Origin of the sequence: Streptomyces sp. NPDC001848 (genome assembly GCF_042891915.1) — a bacterium.
Taxonomy (GTDB): Bacteria; Actinomycetota; Actinomycetes; order Streptomycetales; family Streptomycetaceae; genus Streptomyces.
The window spans coordinates 247560-262408 of the sequence record NZ_JBIATP010000004.1 but is presented as its reverse complement, the minus strand read 5'-3'; the positions used below and the strand labels follow the sequence as shown (position 1 = coordinate 262408).

The 14849-nt window shown below is 69.9% G+C and carries 18 protein-coding genes and 1 pseudogene; 7 read left to right on the top strand and 12 right to left on the bottom strand.

The window, feature by feature from the left end:
• Positions 1–40: 40 nt before the first annotated feature.
• The 3 genes and pseudogenes from ACFYZJ_RS10195 to ACFYZJ_RS10185 all read right to left on the bottom strand — a co-directional run.
• Positions 41–592: a GNAT family N-acetyltransferase gene (locus ACFYZJ_RS10195; RefSeq protein WP_388565119.1), complete on the bottom strand. Its 552-nt coding sequence runs from the start codon at positions 590–592 to the stop codon at positions 41–43.
• Positions 593–644: 52 nt separating this feature from the next.
• Positions 645–1583 (bottom strand): aminoglycoside phosphotransferase family protein, encoded by a 939-nt coding sequence (locus ACFYZJ_RS10190; RefSeq protein WP_388565118.1) that lies wholly within the window; start codon positions 1581–1583, stop codon positions 645–647.
• A 64-nt stretch (positions 1584–1647) separates the two neighbouring features.
• Positions 1648–1850, bottom strand: a pseudogene (locus tag ACFYZJ_RS10185) (hypothetical protein); the annotation flags it as partial.
• A gap of 283 nt (positions 1851–2133) precedes the next feature.
• On the opposite strand from ACFYZJ_RS10185, the gene ACFYZJ_RS10180 reads away from it, so the two are divergent.
• Positions 2134–2412, top strand: a complete 279-nt coding sequence (locus ACFYZJ_RS10180) for a hypothetical protein (RefSeq protein WP_388565117.1) — start codon at positions 2134–2136, stop codon at positions 2410–2412.
• Between the two features lie 43 nt (positions 2413–2455).
• On the opposite strand, the gene ACFYZJ_RS10175 is transcribed toward ACFYZJ_RS10180, so the two are convergent.
• Complete coding sequence (locus ACFYZJ_RS10175; protein ID WP_388565115.1) at positions 2456–3256, bottom strand: SAM-dependent methyltransferase; 801 nt, start codon at positions 3254–3256, stop codon at positions 2456–2458.
• 209 nt (positions 3257–3465) lie between these two features.
• Positions 3466–4515 carry an aldo/keto reductase gene (locus ACFYZJ_RS10170; protein WP_388565575.1) on the bottom strand — a complete coding sequence of 350 codons (1050 nt, stop codon included), beginning with the start codon at positions 4513–4515 and terminating at the stop codon, positions 3466–3468.
• 149 nt (positions 4516–4664) lie between these two features.
• Between ACFYZJ_RS10170 and ACFYZJ_RS10165 the strand changes: the two genes are divergently transcribed.
• The 4 genes from ACFYZJ_RS10165 to ACFYZJ_RS10150 all read left to right on the top strand — a co-directional run bounded on the left by ACFYZJ_RS10165 (position 4665) and on the right by ACFYZJ_RS10150 (position 7390).
• Positions 4665–5309, top strand: coding sequence for a TetR/AcrR family transcriptional regulator C-terminal ligand-binding domain-containing protein (locus tag ACFYZJ_RS10165; protein ID WP_388565113.1), 645 nt, complete (start codon positions 4665–4667; stop codon positions 5307–5309).
• Positions 5310–5765: 456 nt separating this feature from the next.
• On the top strand, positions 5766–6188 hold the full coding sequence (locus ACFYZJ_RS10160; RefSeq protein ID WP_388565111.1) for a hypothetical protein: 423 nt from the start codon (positions 5766–5768) through the stop codon (positions 6186–6188).
• 405 nt (positions 6189–6593) lie between these two features.
• Positions 6594–6863: a hypothetical protein gene (locus ACFYZJ_RS10155; protein ID WP_388565109.1), complete on the top strand. Its 270-nt coding sequence runs from the start codon at positions 6594–6596 to the stop codon at positions 6861–6863.
• A complete protein-coding gene (locus tag ACFYZJ_RS10150; protein ID WP_388565107.1) occupies positions 6860–7390 on the top strand; it encodes a hypothetical protein in 531 nt (176 codons plus the stop codon). Before ACFYZJ_RS10155 ends, ACFYZJ_RS10150 begins: the two co-directional genes overlap by 4 nt.
• A 461-nt stretch (positions 7391–7851) precedes the next feature.
• Here ACFYZJ_RS10150 and ACFYZJ_RS10145 read toward each other — a convergent pair whose 3' ends face one another.
• The 3 genes from ACFYZJ_RS10145 to ACFYZJ_RS10135 form a co-directional block, all read right to left on the bottom strand.
• Entirely contained in the window at positions 7852–8520 is a 669-nt protein-coding gene (locus tag ACFYZJ_RS10145; protein WP_388565104.1) for a CAP domain-containing protein, read from the bottom strand.
• Between the two features lie 543 nt (positions 8521–9063).
• Positions 9064–10260, bottom strand: a complete 1197-nt coding sequence (locus tag ACFYZJ_RS10140; RefSeq protein WP_388565101.1) for a cytochrome P450 — start codon at positions 10258–10260, stop codon at positions 9064–9066.
• A 191-nt stretch (positions 10261–10451) separates the two neighbouring features.
• Positions 10452–10946 carry a PaaI family thioesterase gene (locus ACFYZJ_RS10135; RefSeq protein ID WP_388565098.1) on the bottom strand — a complete coding sequence of 165 codons (495 nt, stop codon included), beginning with the start codon at positions 10944–10946 and terminating at the stop codon, positions 10452–10454.
• A gap of 90 nt (positions 10947–11036) precedes the next feature.
• On the opposite strand from ACFYZJ_RS10135, the gene ACFYZJ_RS10130 reads away from it, so the two are divergent.
• The gene (locus tag ACFYZJ_RS10130) at positions 11037–11504 is read left to right on the top strand and encodes a winged helix-turn-helix transcriptional regulator (RefSeq protein ID WP_388565096.1); all 468 of its coding nucleotides are present in this window, start codon (positions 11037–11039) and stop codon (positions 11502–11504) included.
• 131 nt (positions 11505–11635) lie between these two features.
• Here ACFYZJ_RS10130 and ACFYZJ_RS10125 read toward each other — a convergent pair whose 3' ends face one another.
• Complete coding sequence (locus ACFYZJ_RS10125) at positions 11636–12376, bottom strand: serine hydrolase domain-containing protein (protein ID WP_388565094.1); 741 nt, start codon at positions 12374–12376, stop codon at positions 11636–11638.
• On the opposite strand from ACFYZJ_RS10125, the gene ACFYZJ_RS10120 reads away from it, so the two are divergent.
• On the top strand, positions 12333–13016 hold the full coding sequence (locus ACFYZJ_RS10120; protein WP_388565091.1) for a TetR/AcrR family transcriptional regulator C-terminal domain-containing protein: 684 nt from the start codon (positions 12333–12335) through the stop codon (positions 13014–13016). The genes ACFYZJ_RS10125 and ACFYZJ_RS10120 overlap by 44 nt on opposite strands.
• Before the next feature lie 110 nt (positions 13017–13126).
• On the opposite strand, the gene ACFYZJ_RS10115 is transcribed toward ACFYZJ_RS10120, so the two are convergent.
• The 3 genes from ACFYZJ_RS10115 to ACFYZJ_RS10105 all read right to left on the bottom strand — a co-directional run bounded on the left by ACFYZJ_RS10115 (position 13127) and on the right by ACFYZJ_RS10105 (position 14823).
• Positions 13127–13549, bottom strand: coding sequence for an Hsp20/alpha crystallin family protein (locus ACFYZJ_RS10115; protein WP_388565088.1), 423 nt, complete (start codon positions 13547–13549; stop codon positions 13127–13129).
• A gap of 197 nt (positions 13550–13746) precedes the next feature.
• Positions 13747–14229: a flavin reductase family protein gene (locus tag ACFYZJ_RS10110; protein WP_388565085.1), complete on the bottom strand. Its 483-nt coding sequence runs from the start codon at positions 14227–14229 to the stop codon at positions 13747–13749.
• 183 nt (positions 14230–14412) lie between these two features.
• The gene (locus ACFYZJ_RS10105) at positions 14413–14823 is read right to left on the bottom strand and encodes a hypothetical protein (protein ID WP_388565082.1); all 411 of its coding nucleotides are present in this window, start codon (positions 14821–14823) and stop codon (positions 14413–14415) included.
• Positions 14824–14849 lie beyond the last annotated feature (26 nt).

Sequence of the window (14849 nt, the reverse complement as noted above, 5' to 3'; positions counted from 1 at the left end):
GGCGCTCGCGGGCACCGTGAGAAGGGGGCGGCCCGGCCGATCACCGGAGCGCGGACGTGCTCCGCGCGGCCGGGCCCCATTCGTCTTCGAGGATGCTGAAAAGGAGAGAGTCCCGCCAACCGTCGCGAATCAGTTGGGTGTGGCGAAGACGCCCTTCGTGCGTCATGCCGAGCTTGGTCAGCACCCGTGCGGAGCCGAGATTCCGCGGGTCGCAGGTTGCGTAGAGCCGGTGGAGCCCCAACTCGCCGAAGCCATGCGCCAGCAACTGCCGTCCGATCTCGGTACCGATGCCCTGGCGCCAGACTCGCGGATGCACGATGTAGGAGATCTCGCCCTGACGCTGGATGCGACTGCGAACGTGCAGTTCACCCATGCCCACGACATCCCGCCCAAAGCGGGCGACATATGGATACCGGGACTGAGGGCTGACCGACCAGGCTCTGACGGCGAGTTCCACGAAGTGCCGCGTCTGGTCCTCCGTGTTCGGCCCCCAGGGCTGATAGCGGCATGCCTCCTCCAGACACGCCCAGGAGTGAATCGCCGTCCAGTCCTCCGCAGCGATCTTGGCCAGGGTCACCGAGTGCGGGCTCATGAGTCGATCATGGAGACCTCCGGGGGTGGCCGCAAGGCATTCCGGGGCCGGATCACAGCTGCGCGGGTTCCGTCAGCAACTCTGCCAGGTGGTCGACGAATTCGGTGAGCCAGTCTCGTCGTGGTCCGCTGCGAGCCATCCGAAATCCATGACGTCGGCCCCAGAACGCGGCTTGAACGGCATGGAACTGGGCCCAGCGCCGAACGCGCGTGTGATCGACTTCCGCGGCCTCGGCGAAGATGTCCAGGACGCGGTGGACGGCCTGACGCAGGTCGCCCGCTTGGAGGAGCGCCAGGGCGCGCGACTTGAGCAGCGTACCGCCGTCGTAAGCGGGGTCCCCCGCGTATCCCTTGGGGTCGACGGCCAGCCAGGGCTCACGGTCCCCCCGCAGGATGTTCCTGGCGTGGAGGTCGCCGTGAATGAGGACTTCCGGCTGGGCACGACCCAGATCTCGGGCGGTCTCCACAGCGGCGTCCACGACATGACGCGGCACATCATGATCCAGCTCCGCGGCATCCTTGCGCAGCTGCTCCTCCCAGGCATCGGCCTGCTCCCGCAGCCGGGGCAGGCCGGGCGGCGCGGGAACGGCCAGGCGGCGACTGATCCGCCCCGCGACCGTCACCACCTCATCGTTGTCGTCGACCTCCGCCAGGGTCGACGTGTGGACCCGCTCGAGCAGCATCGCCAACCGTTCGTCGTAGCGCTCGTGCAGTTGGACAGCGCCGCGTCCGCCCCAGGCCACGAACGCATCCGGCTCATGCACGTTGCCGGGATGGGGAAACGACACCTTCACCACTGCTGTCGCGCCGTCCTCCCGTCGCACGGGGACGATGATCCCGACACCCCCGTGCATGACCTCGCCGTCCAGCCCGCATCCCCAACGCCGCAGCAACTCATCCACGATCTCGGGCAGTTCGGCGAGCCATGCCGCTCCCGGCTCTCCTTCACGCTCCACCGTGGTCCGCGCGAACGCTTCCGGTACCTCGATCATTCGGAAACCTTATGCGTCTGCGCGACGCGGGGGCCAACAGCGAAACCGCGGTCGGTGACGGTCGGTTGGGGTTGTCCGCGTGCGTGAGGGTCGTCCCAAGCGTGCAAGTAGTTGTCCGTGCCGGCCGGACGGCCGGTGTGCTTCGGCGTACTGCTGCGTGTTGGTCATGCTGATGCCGAGCCGGTTGCGAAGAGCGTTGAAGCCGATCTCCGTGACCCGGCCGAGGCCTTTCTTCACCGAGCCGCCGCACAGCCAGGAAGGTACGGCGGTGCGTGCCATCCGATGACTTCTGTTCACGGATGAGAACACAGTCATCGAAGGGGGCGCGAGCCCTCCGGGCCGGAGACCGGTGCGGCCGCGGACCGGGAAAAGGCGACCGGCATGGCTTCACCGTGACGTTTCTCCGGCTGATGCCCCCTCAGGTCAGCAGTGCCCCGCAGTCCCGCAATAAGGCAGATTGTATGAACTTCACCTGAATGCCCGTCAATAACCAAGCATCGGTTCGGTCATACTTCACGTTGATCAATCTGTCAGCCGGAAGGTCAAGACCTTGGAGGCCAGCGTGCGCCATTACCTGAAACTCGGAGTAGCAACGGCCGTCACAGCCGTCGCCCTGCTTGGTGGCGCCCCACCAGCCAGCGCATGCTCAGAGGCCGACGCAGATCCCGAACTGACCAACGCGGTCGATTTCGATCTGGCCGAGCAGATCACTTGTCAGGTCGGCGACGGAAACACGAGCGTAACCATCAACCAGACCAACAACGTTACGGTCGGAGGCGATGTCGACGGCGATCTCAGCGATGCCATCTTTCCTCCGGAGCCGGCCTGAGGTCTCCGTCTCCACTTGAAGGCCAGTTCAAGGAATCGTTTTATCAGCGGCCGATGCTGCGGGCCACGCCCCCGTACAAACCGATCTCGCCGGATCGTGCCGGCGGCGGGGTGTCCGGGCGCCAGAACGGCACCTGCACCAGACCGGGCTCGACCAGTTCGAAGCCGTCGAAGAACCGCTCGACCTCGGTGTGGGACCGCAGGTTCAGCGTGGCGGTGGCCCTGTTGTACACGGCCTGCGCCCCGCTGCGGTCGGCGAAGTCTCCCGTGGCGTGTGACAGCACCAGGAAGCTGCCGGCCGGTAGCGCGTCGCGCAGGGTGGCGACGACCTGCTGGGGCTTCTCCGCGTCGGCGAGGAAGTGGAGGACGGCGACGAGGAGCAGAGCGACCGGTTCGTCGAAGTCGATGATCTGACGGACGTCGGGATGGTCCACGACGGTCCGCGGGTCGCGCAGGTCGGCGAGCACGATGCTGGTCGTACCGGAGCTGCTGAGCAGCGCGTCGGCGTGCGCCTTCACGATCGGATCGTTGTCGACGTACGCGACGCGCACGTCCGGCGCCAGCTCCTGGGCGATCTCGTGCACGTTCGGGGAGGTGGGCAGCCCGGTGCCGACGTCCAGGATCTGGCGGACACCGCTGCTGACGACGTGACGGACGGCGCGCCGCAGGAAGGCGCGGTTGGCACGCACGCCGATGTGCACCTCGGGCGCCGCCGCGACGAGCTCGTCGCCGGCCTCCTGGTCCACCTCGTAGTTGTCCTTGCCGCCCAACAGATAGTCGTAGATCCGGGCAGGGTGCGGCCTGCTGGTGTCGATCTGCTCGGCGCGGAAGCCGTCCTGTCCCAACGCTGCACTCCTCTCGGCGACCGCCCGGCCCACCTTGCGAACGGTCGATGACAGCTTCCCATACCAACTCCTCTGCTCGGCAGCGAAGTTGTGTCGTCGCTGCCCGGCCAGGGGCTGTGCCGCCCGGCCGGTCCCTGCTTCGGTCGCTGCCACCAGCCCGCCGGCACTCCTTGCCGCAGGCCTGCGGTGGTGTGACCGCCCCGGGTGCGTCAGCCGTGCCCTCGGACCGTCACCGGCGGGTTGAGCCGGGCGAAGCCCTCCTGGCGTTCGTAGGGGAAGTACGGGTACGGCGCGGTCCGGTGGCTCGCCGCGTCCAGTCGCTCCATCTGCTCGGAGGTGAGGGACCAGCCGACCGCGCCCAGGTTCTGGCGCAGTTGGTGCTCGTCGCGGGCGCCGATGAGGACGGTGGCCACCGTCGGCCGCTGCAGCAGCCAGTTGATGGCGATCTGCGGCACAGCCTTGCCGGTCTCCTCCGCGATCTCCTCCAGCGCGTCGACGACACGGTAGAGGTCCTCGTCGGCGACCGGCGGACCGTAGTCAGCGGTACGGTGCAGTCGGCTGTCCGGCGGCAGCGGTGCCCCGCGGCGGATCCGCCCGGTGAGCCGGCCCCAGCCGAGCGGGCTCCAGACGATCGCGCCGAGGCCCTGGTCGAGAGCCAGCGGCATGAGTTCCCACTCGTAGTCGCGCCCGATGAGCGAGTAGTAGACCTGATGGGCGACATAGCGCGGATGGCCGTACTTCTCCGCGACCGCCAGGGACTTCATCGTCTGCCAGCCGGAGAAGTTGGAGATGCCGGTGTAGCGGACCTTCCCCGCCCGCACCAGGGAGTCCAGTGCGTCCAGTACCTCCTCGACCGGTGTCCCCGCGTCGAAGGCGTGGAGCTGGAAGATATCGATGTGGTCGGTGCCCAGCCTGCGCAGCGCGGCTTCGCAGGCGGTGATCAGGCGGGCGCGGGAGGTGCCCGCGTCGAGGGGGCCGTCGCCCAGGGGAAGACCGGTCTTGGTCGAGACGATCACCCGGTCCCGACGGCCCTTGATCGCCTGCCCCAGCACCTCTTCGGACGCGCCGGCGGAGTAGACGTCGGCGGTGTCGAACATCGTGACACCGGCCTCCAGGCAGATGTCCACCAGCCGACGCGCCTGTTGTGCGTCTACGGTGCCCCAGGCACCGAAGAGCGGACCCTGGCCGCCGAAGGTGCCCGCCCCGAAGCTCAGCGCCGGCACCATCAGCCCGGATGCGCCCAGCCGCCGGTACCCCATGTCGCCGTCCAACCGGCACTCCATGTCACCGTCCAAGTCGGATCCCCTCCACAACATCGCCATGGCGGCACTAACGGGTCTATAGTTCCGTTAGCTGCTCGAGTCCGACGGTAGCAGGGTGGCCTCATTAATGGAACAGGAGTCCCGTTATGCCTGGTGGTGCCGAACCGGGAACCGTACGCCCGGGAGGGCGCACGGCCCGCGTGCGGGAAGCGGTGCTGCGGGCGACCGAGGACGCCCTGACCCAACTCGGCTTCGCCCGCCTGGACCTGACGGACGTCGCCCGCCGCGCCGGTGTGGGCAAGACGACCGTCTACCGCCGCTGGGGCACGGTCACCGGCCTGGTGGCCGACCTCCTGCTGGACATGGCGGAGCAGTCCGTGCCGCGCACCGAGACCGGTTCGCTGCTCGGCGATCTGAAAGCCAACGCGAGGCTGGTGCAGCGGACACTGACGGACCCTCGACAGGGGCCCTTGTTCAAGGCGCTGATCACCGGGGCCGCCTGCGACGCGAAGGCCGCCGAGGCGCTGCACCGCTTCTACGCCGCCCGGATCGCGGAGTGGGCGCCCTGCGTCGAGCAGGCCGTCGCCCGCGGGGAGGTGCCCGCGGGTACCGACGCCCGGGAGGTGGTGCGCGCCGTCTCCGCGCCCCTCTACTACCGCCTTCTGATCAGCGGCGATCCACTCGACGAAGCCGCCGCCGACCGTGCCGCCGAGGCCGCCGCCACCGCCGCGCGCGCGGGAGCGTACGTTCCGGTGCGCGCCGGCGGCGAGGAATTCCCGCAGCCGAGGTGAGCGCCTGCCGGACGCGCCAGGCAGTCCGGCGCCGCCGGCATGACCGCGACCTGCCCAGCCGTCGAACCGCCGGCCCCTGGGGGCGCCCTGCGGTGCCGTCGGCTCGGCCCGTCGCCACCGCCCGTCCCGCCGTGGTATCAGCGGCGTCCACATCGCCGCAGGTCATGCCGTCCCTCGTCCCGTGGGCAGACCAACCGGCGGCGAAAGGCTGACCGCCGCCGTCGCCTGGGTCACTGTTGCCGTGCGCCGGCCGCACGGTCTGCCGGGAGCCGTATCCGGACGCCTGGCGGCCGAGGTCACCAGCCGGACGGCCGGGCGCCCGCCCTCCGTGCGCAGCGGGGCGGGCGCCCGGCGGCCTCCTTCGGCCCCGCGGTCCGGCTTGGCGGACCCGGCCGACACCCGGGCCCCGGCCCGGGCCACGGCGCACCAACCGACCCTTCTCGCAAGGAGAACAGCATGCGCAAGCACGTCGTCAGCGGCCTCGCCGCCGCCGTCCTGGCCACCGGCCTCGCCGTCGTCCCCGCCGGCATCGGCTCGGCCGCGAGCGGAACGGCCACCGGGAGCACTCGAACCGGCGCCCTGGCCACCACGTCCGTTCCGAACTCGGTCGCCCCCATGTCGTGCTCCTCGACGCGGCGCTACGACGAGGGCTGGGGCGAGGCTTACTACACGGTCTGCTCCGACGGCGTCTCCGCCCAGGTCTACGACCGGAAGGCCGACGGCAAGTGCGTCGCCTTCTACGTCGAGTGGAAACTGCGCGGCGGCGGGACGCTGACGCAGGCATCCCGCAAGGCGTGCCCCAAGGGGCACCACGTCGACGCCTGGTACCCGCGTCCGAGCGGCGGCTCCCTGAAGGGCGTGAGCCTGCTCCGGTTCTGAGCGGCATACCCGCGGCCCCGGTCGGCCGGGGCCGCGGACCCGGCCGGAGTCGCCGGACCCCTGTCGTCGGGTCACCGGAGTCGCCGTCGTCGGGTCGCCGTCGTCGGGTCGTGGTCGTTGGGACGAGCGGCTTCGGCGGTTCGCAACCCAGGCGACCGATGAGGGCCGAGCGGACGGTGCGGGTGCGTGACCCGCCGCCCCCGGACTCGAAGGTTGAGCCCCGCGCTTCATCCCCGACCCGACTGCGCCGCGCACTCCCTGTGCCGCACATCACGCCATGAAGGGCACCCCTGGGGTACCTCGGACGGAATAGCGGGAGTCATGTCTCCGGTTGTCCCCGGTATCCCTCGGCTCTCCGGAGGCTGTCATGGACGAAGACCCCAAGGGGCGGGACAGGTGGCCGGGATGAGCCACATCGCATCGGCCGTCTTCCGCGGTCGGCCCGGCCGTCCGGTGGCAGCCACCGCACCGCGTCGAGCCCGGCTGCGCGCCGCGATCATCCTTCTCGCCGTCGGCCTGGACACCGCTGCCGCCGTGATGCTGATCAGTCAGCACCTTGCAGAGGCTCTGTTCGGCGTGTTCCTTGCCGTACTCGGCTGGCTCACCACTCGGCGGCTCGCAACCCGGTACCCCGCGCCTTCGCCCGTCGTCGCCGAGGAAGTCACGCACCGATGAGCCAGACCACGGAGAACCCGCCGCCGGCCGTCCCCCGCGAAGACGTCTCCAGACGGGAGCGGCCGACCCGCGCGGGCCGGGATGCTCTGCCGGAGCGGCGCCGACGGCATACGCTCGAGTTGCTCGCGGTGTCGGCACTGGGCCTGGTTCCCTGGACGGTGATCCTGGGAGTGACGCTGCCGTCCGAGTACCGTGTCCACGAATGGCGCACGACCTGGGTCGGCTTCGACCTCCTGCTCCTCACGGCACTGGGAGCGACAGCGGTCCTCGGAATACGCCGCCACCGGGCCGTGGTGCTACCTGCTCTGGCGAGCGCCGTCCTTCTGGTGTGCGACGCATGGTTCGATGTCTCACTCGCCCTGGGCACATCCGCCGTCTGGACGTCCGCCGCACTCGCCGTCTTCGTCGAACTCCCGGTGGCGGCCTTCCTGTTCCAGCGCGTACGGCTGCTGCTGCGGTTGCAGTCGATGCCGCAGCCATCGCCGGACACCGCCCCCGGCACAGGCAGGACAGGCGCCCGGTCCTGATCACCTCGGGCCTGGGCCGCCCTGTCACCCAGGGACGAACCCCGGCCCCCGAGAACTCATCTCCCGCAAACCCAGCAGCGATACGCCCGGTTCGCCGCCCGGCCGCTGCCATGTTTCGAAAGCCACTTCCGGAGGGCCGGGAGGTGGCGGTGACGACAGAGGCGACCACATGCGGGCCGGAGCAGGCGGTGAGGGGCCACGGGCGCCTCGGTCCGTGCTTCCCTCCCCCGGCGGCGGGAACCCCGCCCGTGAGGGCTCCCGCCGCCAGAAGCAGCACTGCCGACGCGATGCCCCGCCATGCTCTTCCTCTGCTGTGACTGATGTCCATGGCCCGGACGCCAGGACCCCGGTCACTGAGCCCTCAGCCGGTACTCACAGGAACGCAGCTTCCCGAGCGGCCCTTTGTCACCGGCCCACAGGCGCGCGACGGCGAGCCGCCGGGGCGCCTGGGGGCCACCGTGTCAGCGGGCGGTGCCGAAGTCCTGCGTCCAGTAGGAGCCGGGCTGCGCGAGCCCCACACCGATCTCCTTGAATCCGCAGTCGAGGATGTTCCGCTTGTGCCCCGGGCTGGCCATCCAGGCCGCCATCACACTCTCCGGGGTGCTGTAACCGTAGGCGATGTTCTCGCCGTACGAACTCCAGGAATATCCGGCGGCGGTGATCCGGTCACCCGGGGACGAGCCGTCGGAGCCGGTGTGGGACATGTTCCGGTGGGCGGCCATGTCGGCGCTGTGTTCCTGAGCTGCCTTCGCCAGCTTCGAGTTGACGGACAGCGGTGCGCAACCGGCCTGCGCGCGCTCGCTGTTGACGAGTGCGACGACGCGTGCCGTGGCGGAGCTGGGAGCGCTCGACGCCGGGGCGCTGGAGGCCGTGGGACGGGTGGCGGGGGCGGTGGTCGCCGAAGGGCTCGGCTTGGCCCGGGGAGCCGGAGTCCGCGTCGCCATCGCCCCCTGCCAGTGCACGGCTTTGTGCGAACTCTTGCGCCAGTGATGGTGGGAACGGTGTATGCCCGGCCGTCCGTCGTAGGAATTCCCGCACGCCATGGCGACGGACGGGACGCCCACGGCGGCGATGGCGACGGCGGCTATGACTGCCTTCCGGTGGTGCAATGTCCTGCGGTGCTTGCTCACGCGACCGTCCTCACTAGGTATTGGCATCGCTTGTCGCAGGCACCCCGGCATTTGCTGCGCATGACAATTCCACGTGCGGAAACCACGCGGTGTGCACTGCACACAGCACCAACCCCGGCCACCAGCGCGGGAGCCGGCACAGAAGACGCCGGGACGCCCTGCGGCCCGGTCATTCTCGGAAGGCGGAGCAACAAGGGCAATGAGTGCCGAGTACTAGGCTCTTTCGGAGGAAAACGCGACTCTTGCCAGACATCGGCAGGGACGTTAAATCCCGCTCACATCGTTCTTTGTTCTCTGTGACTCCGTCAGAAAAGCCGGTGATTAAGGGAAACGCGCGATGGAGCAATGATCGGCGGACCCGCACCTCCTCGGCGAAGAATGTCCGCTTGGCGGCGCATGAACACCAAATGGGAAGAAGGCGGTGAGCTACTAGGCATCGCCGTAGGAAAGAGGTCGGCCATGACAAGAGTCACACCGGCGGCCTCGGGGCGACCAACCGGTCGGCCACCCCGGGGCCGGGGAATCCACTGCGCCTGCCGCGGGCTACCGGGCGAACCGGACGGGAAGGCTTCGCGGACCGCGGATCATCATGCCCGGGCGCCAGGTGATCGCTGCGGGATGGATGTCCAGGGCCAGGTCGGCACAGCGTTCCAGCAGCGTCCTGATGGCGATGCGTGCCTCCGAGCGAGCCGGCGGCGCCCCTAGGCAGTAGTGGATACCGTGGCCGAACGCCACATGGCCGCGGGCGTCACGGGAGATGTCGAAGCGGTCGGGTGAGGGGAAGCGCGCGGGGTCACGGTTGGCGTCGGCCATGGCGACGAGGACGAGTTCGCCTTCTCCGGGGATGGCTGTGCCGCCGATCGTCACCGGCTCGGTGGTGAAGCGGTACGTGGGGGTCTCCACCGGGCCGTCGTAGCGCAGCATCTCCTCGACCGCGGAGTCGATGAGGGACGGGTCGGCGCGCAGGGCGGCCAGCTGCTCCGGATGGGTGAGGAGGGCGAGGACGCCGTTGGAGATGAGGTTCACGGTGGTCTCGTGGCCGGCGACGAGCAGGAGCCAGGCCATGCCGAGCAGCTCCTCGTGGGTCAGCCGGTCGCCGTCCTCGTCCGAGCCGTGGATCAACGCGCTCATGAGGTCGTCGCCGGGCCGCTGCCGCTTGTCCCCCACCAACTCGGCCAGGTAGCGCGCCATCGAGGTCGCCGCGGCCTCGCGCTCCCGGGGGTCGGTGGCGCCGAGCGCGTCGTTCGACCACCTCCTGAAGGAGTCGCGGTCCAGATCCGGGACGCCGAGGAGTTCGCAGATGACGGAGATGGGCAGCGGGAAGGACAGCGCCTCGACGAGGTCGGCGCGTCCGTCGGGGGCGGCGAGCATCCGATCCAGGAGCACGTCGGTGGTCTTCTGGATGCGCGGCGCGAGTTCCTCCACCCGGCGCGCGGTGAACTGGCGGGCGACCAGTCTGCGCAGCCGGGTGTGGTCCGGCGGGTCGGCCCTGAGCATATGAGGGCCGGACGAGACGGCCCCCAGCGGCAGCGAGGGGGACGCTTTGCCCCAGTCCTTGGAGAGCCTGGAGTCCGCCAGCGCGGCGCGCCCGGCCTCGTATCCGACGACGAGCCAGGCCTCCGCGCCCCCTTCCGGCATCCGGATGCGGTGCACCGGACCCTGGGCCCGTAAGCGGGCATAGACGGTGTAGGGGTCGCGGGTGAAGGACTCGCCGAGCGCGGCGAGGTCAACGATGCTCATGGAGGTACCACCTCACTGGCAGGGACGGACGTCCGGCCGGGCAACGTACCGGCACCGCCGCCGGACGGCAGGGAACGGGCAGCTGGGGTTCCCGCCATCAGGGTGACGGGTCCGCCCGGGCCAAGCCATACGCATACAGCTCCGGCCGCCCGGTCGGCGCGGCCGGGACCTCCGCGATCGCCTCGGAGTGATTACCTCTCAGGCACGGGAAAGAGCATGCAGCTGCTGGTGGCGTGGGCGAGCAGGCGGTCCTCGGAGTCGAACAGCTGCGCCTGGGCCAGGGCGGTACGGCGGCCGTGGTTGAGGACGGTGCCGACGGCGCGGACCTTACCGGTGTCGACGGTCATCGGACGCAGGAATTTCAGATTCAGATCGAGCGACGTGTATCCCGTACCTGCCGGGAGGACGGACTGCACGGCACAACCGGCGGCCGAGTCCAGCAGGGTGGCGTACACGCCGCCATGGACGCTGCCGATCGGGTTGTAGTGCTCCTCCCCCGGTTCCAGAGCGAAGACGGCACGGCCGAACTCGACCTCCTCCAGCGTGAAGCCGAGCGTCGCGGCGATGGGGGCGGCCGGCAGACGCCCGCTGAGGACGCCGCGCAGGAAATCCAGACCAGTTTCCCGCCCGACGGCGGCCGCGGAGACGCCCGGGTCCTCCCACTCGAACGTGCGTGACCTCGTCATGGGCGTTCCCTTCCCGCGCTGACTTCTGAATCGGAAGCTAGCCAGCACCATTCCTGGCTGTCAATACCGAAGTCAGCCTACGATGGCCGTATGACCTGGCTGGAGACCAGCACCGAGAACTGCACGGTGCAGCGCACCCTGGACGTGATCGGCGAGAAGTGGTCGCTGCTGGTCCTGCGCGACGCCATGAACGGCGTGCACCGCTTCGACGACTTCCGCCGCCACGTGGGACTGTCCGACGCGGTGCTGTCGGACCGGCTGCGCAAAATGGTCGCGGCCGGGATCCTGGAGACCGTCCCGTACCGCGAGCCGGGCCACCGCACCCGCCATGAATACCGGCTCACACGCAAGGGCTGGGATCTGTGGCCCGTGATGATCGCACTCAAACAATGGGGCGACCGTTACACGGCGGACCCGGAGGGACCACCCCTGGAGGTCCACCACCGGGACTGCGGCGAACGGGTGGAAGCCGTCGTCGTGTGCGCAGGCGATCACGGGCCTCTCGACCCGCGCCAGGCCTGCACACGGCCCGGCGCCTCAGCGCGCGCGTCGACCTGAGCTGTCCTCGGTCGAGCCGAGAACCTAGTGCCGCGACACGGCGACTGGGCTGGGCTGGGCTGGGCTGGGCTGGGCTGGGCTGGTGGAACGCGGTCGACCGGACTGAGGGAACGGACCCCGCCCCCGTGCCGTCAGGGTGCTTCCGTGACCCTGCCGAAGAGCCTGCCGGCCAGGTCGACGCCCACGACCGAGCCACTGCCGTCGCGGGTGAAGAAGCCGCGCTGCCCCTTCAGGCCGCCTTCGGTGACGATGTACTCGTCGCCGTCGCCGGGCAGGAAGCCGATGGCGGCCGACGGGTGGTCCGGGGGCATGTCGGCCGCCGAGGCCGCGCGGATCTCCGGCTTGATCCCGACCGCGAGCGTGAGCCGGGAGCCGTCGGTGGCGATGTCGAGATTCATCACGTCGATCTCGTAGCGGCCCGCGACCTCCCGTGCCCGTGCCTCGTCGTGCGGAACGGACTCCGGATCACGTTCCACCGTGCCGAGGCAGTGCTCCAGCGCCCAGCGGACGACAGCCTGGTTGAACAGATGTCCTGCGGGACCCGCATTGGCGAGGGAGGTGACGGCGAAGTTCCGTTCGGGCACGAGGAGCAGTTCGGCGAACTGCCCATTGCCCGACCCGCCGTGGCCGACCGTGCGGACCCCGTCGATGTCGCGCAGGAACCAGCCGACACCGAAGGCGTCACCGAGGCTGGTGCCACGCAGAGCGACCGTCTGCCGCCGCATGCGGTGCAGCGCCTCGGTGGGCAGTACGCCGTCTCCGCCGCCGAGGTGGAACCGGGCCCAGCGCAACAGGTCACTCACCGAGGAGACGAGCCCCCCGCCGGGTTTGCGAGACACGCTGACCGAAGACCAGATCGTCCGTGCCGCCATCGAACTCCTGGACTCCGAGGGTCTGGACGGTCTCAACATGCGCAGCCTGGGACATCGGCTCGGCTCCGCCGCCACGGCCATCTACTGGCACATCAAGACCAAGGACGATCTGGTCCGGCTGGCCGGCGACGCGATCTGGAACGAGGTCGAGCTGCCCGATCTCGACACCACCGACTGGCGGACGGCCGCCGCCACCCTGGCCACCGCCCTGCACGCGATGCTCACCCGGCACCCGTGGCTCGGGCAGGCCTTCGGCAGTCATCTCCTCTACGGCCCCGGCAAGGCCCGCTTCGACGACCACAGCCTCGCCGTCTTCGAGAAGGCGGGCTTCGCCGCCGCGGACGCGGACCGGGCAGCCGCCACGGTCTGCCTCTTCGTACTCGGCAGCACCCTCGGGCCCGCCGCACAGATCTCGCTGAACCGGCGGCTGGGCAAGAACGGCAAGGATCCCGAGCAGCAACTGTCCCAGGCCATGGCACGGGCCACCGACATCGCCATGCGGTTCCCGAGACTGCGTGAGCGCCTCGGCACCCCCGCAACGTCGGACTACGCCGCGGCCCCAGACAACAGCTTCGAATTCGGTCTTCGGTCCATCCTCGACGGCTTCGAGGCCCGCCTGGCCGCGGGCCAGGGCGAATGACCCTCACCCAGCAAACGTGACACGCCGGACCGGACCCGCGGATGACGGCAGGGCCCGGGCTTGTCGCCCGAGCCCTGCCGCTGTGACCGACGAAGGGAGTCCGCCCCGGATCAGCTCCGGAGCTCCTTGCGTTCACCACCACCACTGACGGCGATCTTCCGGGGCTTGGCCTGGTCGGCGACCGGGATCCGCAGCTTCAGGACACCTGCCTCGTAGGAGGCGTCGATCCGCTCGGTGTCCAGGGTCTCGCCGAGGAACAGCTGCCGGCTGAACGTCCCCGCAGGCCGCTCGGTGATCACCGTTTCACTGTCCTCGCCGTACGCCGGCTTGCGCTCGGCCTTCACGGTCAGGACGTTGCGCTCGACGTCGAGGTCGATCGACTCCGGGGGCACGCCCGGCAGATCCAGCTCCACGCAGAACGTGTCACCCTCGCGCCAGGCGTCCATCGGCATACCGGCAGGGCGGGCGGCCGTCCCCCACAGCCGTTCGGCGAGCCGGTCGAACTCGCGGAAGGGATCCGTCCGCATCAGCATCTGCATCCCTCCTTGGTGCGTACTCCTGCTGTTTCCTTCTGCTTCTCCACTTCCGATATACCGCACTTGCCGGAAAGTTGACACCTGCTCGCTCAACTTTTTCTCCGGCGGGACGGTACAGCGGGGGCGGCGACCTTGGAGGCCGCGACCTTGGAGTGGTCGGCCGGCAGTCGGAGCGGGTCGGCGAGAGGCCCTGGCTAGTCCACCGGGTGGCCGGGACTGATGTCGAGGGCGTCATCGAGCCGCAGCAAGGGGCCGTCGATCCGTCGGCCGCTCTGTACGGGTTCGAGGACGAAGCCGACGTGATCGCCCCCGTCGACGCGTCGCTCGACGGTGCCGACGAACCAGGCCGCCGCGTCCTCCAGGACGACCGCCCCGCCGTACCCCCGCGTCCAGCGCACATGCGAGAACTTGTCGACCTGGTCGCCCGTCTCCCCGCCGAACAAGGCTGCCAGCTTGTGCTGGTCGCCGGTCAGCAGGTGGACGGCGAGGCATTCCGCGCCGTGGGCCACCCCGTAGGTGTGGTTGACCTTGGACAGCCACACCACGAACCGCACGGGCCGGATGGAGCACTGCGAGGAGAATCCGACCAGACAACCGGACCGCTCCTGGCCCGCTGCCGCCGTGACGACGCACATCTCAGGGTTCAGCCGGCTCATGAACGTGTCGACGTCCGTCATGTCCCCTCACTCCCGTCCGCTGCCCGGCGCCAGGTCACCGTACGCAGGTCATCGCACGGGTGCCCCTCTTTTCCCTCGACTCACCGGGTCGTCCCGGTCGCGGTCCCCCCGCCTGGGCCCGCCTCCCCGACAGCCGGGGACCGGGTCGTCCACCGAGCCGGCGGGCCCAGGCGGCGTCACGTCCTAGCCGCGGTGGGAGTAGTGGCCGTGGTGCCGCTGCCGCTCGCCGTACCAGCCGTGGTGCCGGCTCCGGTCACGGAGCCAGTCGCCGAAGCGACGGTCGTGGTGACGGCCGCCGTACCAGCCGTGGTGCCGCCCCGGTTCCCCGTGCCGGCCGCCGAAGCGACCGTGGTCGTGGCTGTGGCGGTGCTCGCGGTCGCGGTACCAGCCGTGGTTGCGATCCAGGTGCCGCTGACCGCCGCGGTCGTGGTCCTCCGCGACGGTGCTGAGGACGTCACTGTGTGCGTGAGTTCTCCCCTGGGCGCGGACATGACCGCCACCGTCGGCGAGGGCGGGCAGGGCGGCCGCTCCGATGAGAGCGCCCGATGCCACACACGCGGCGATCAGCCGAAGAGCGGTACGAGAAACAGACATGAAGCTGCCCCTTCCGGCGTTCGCGC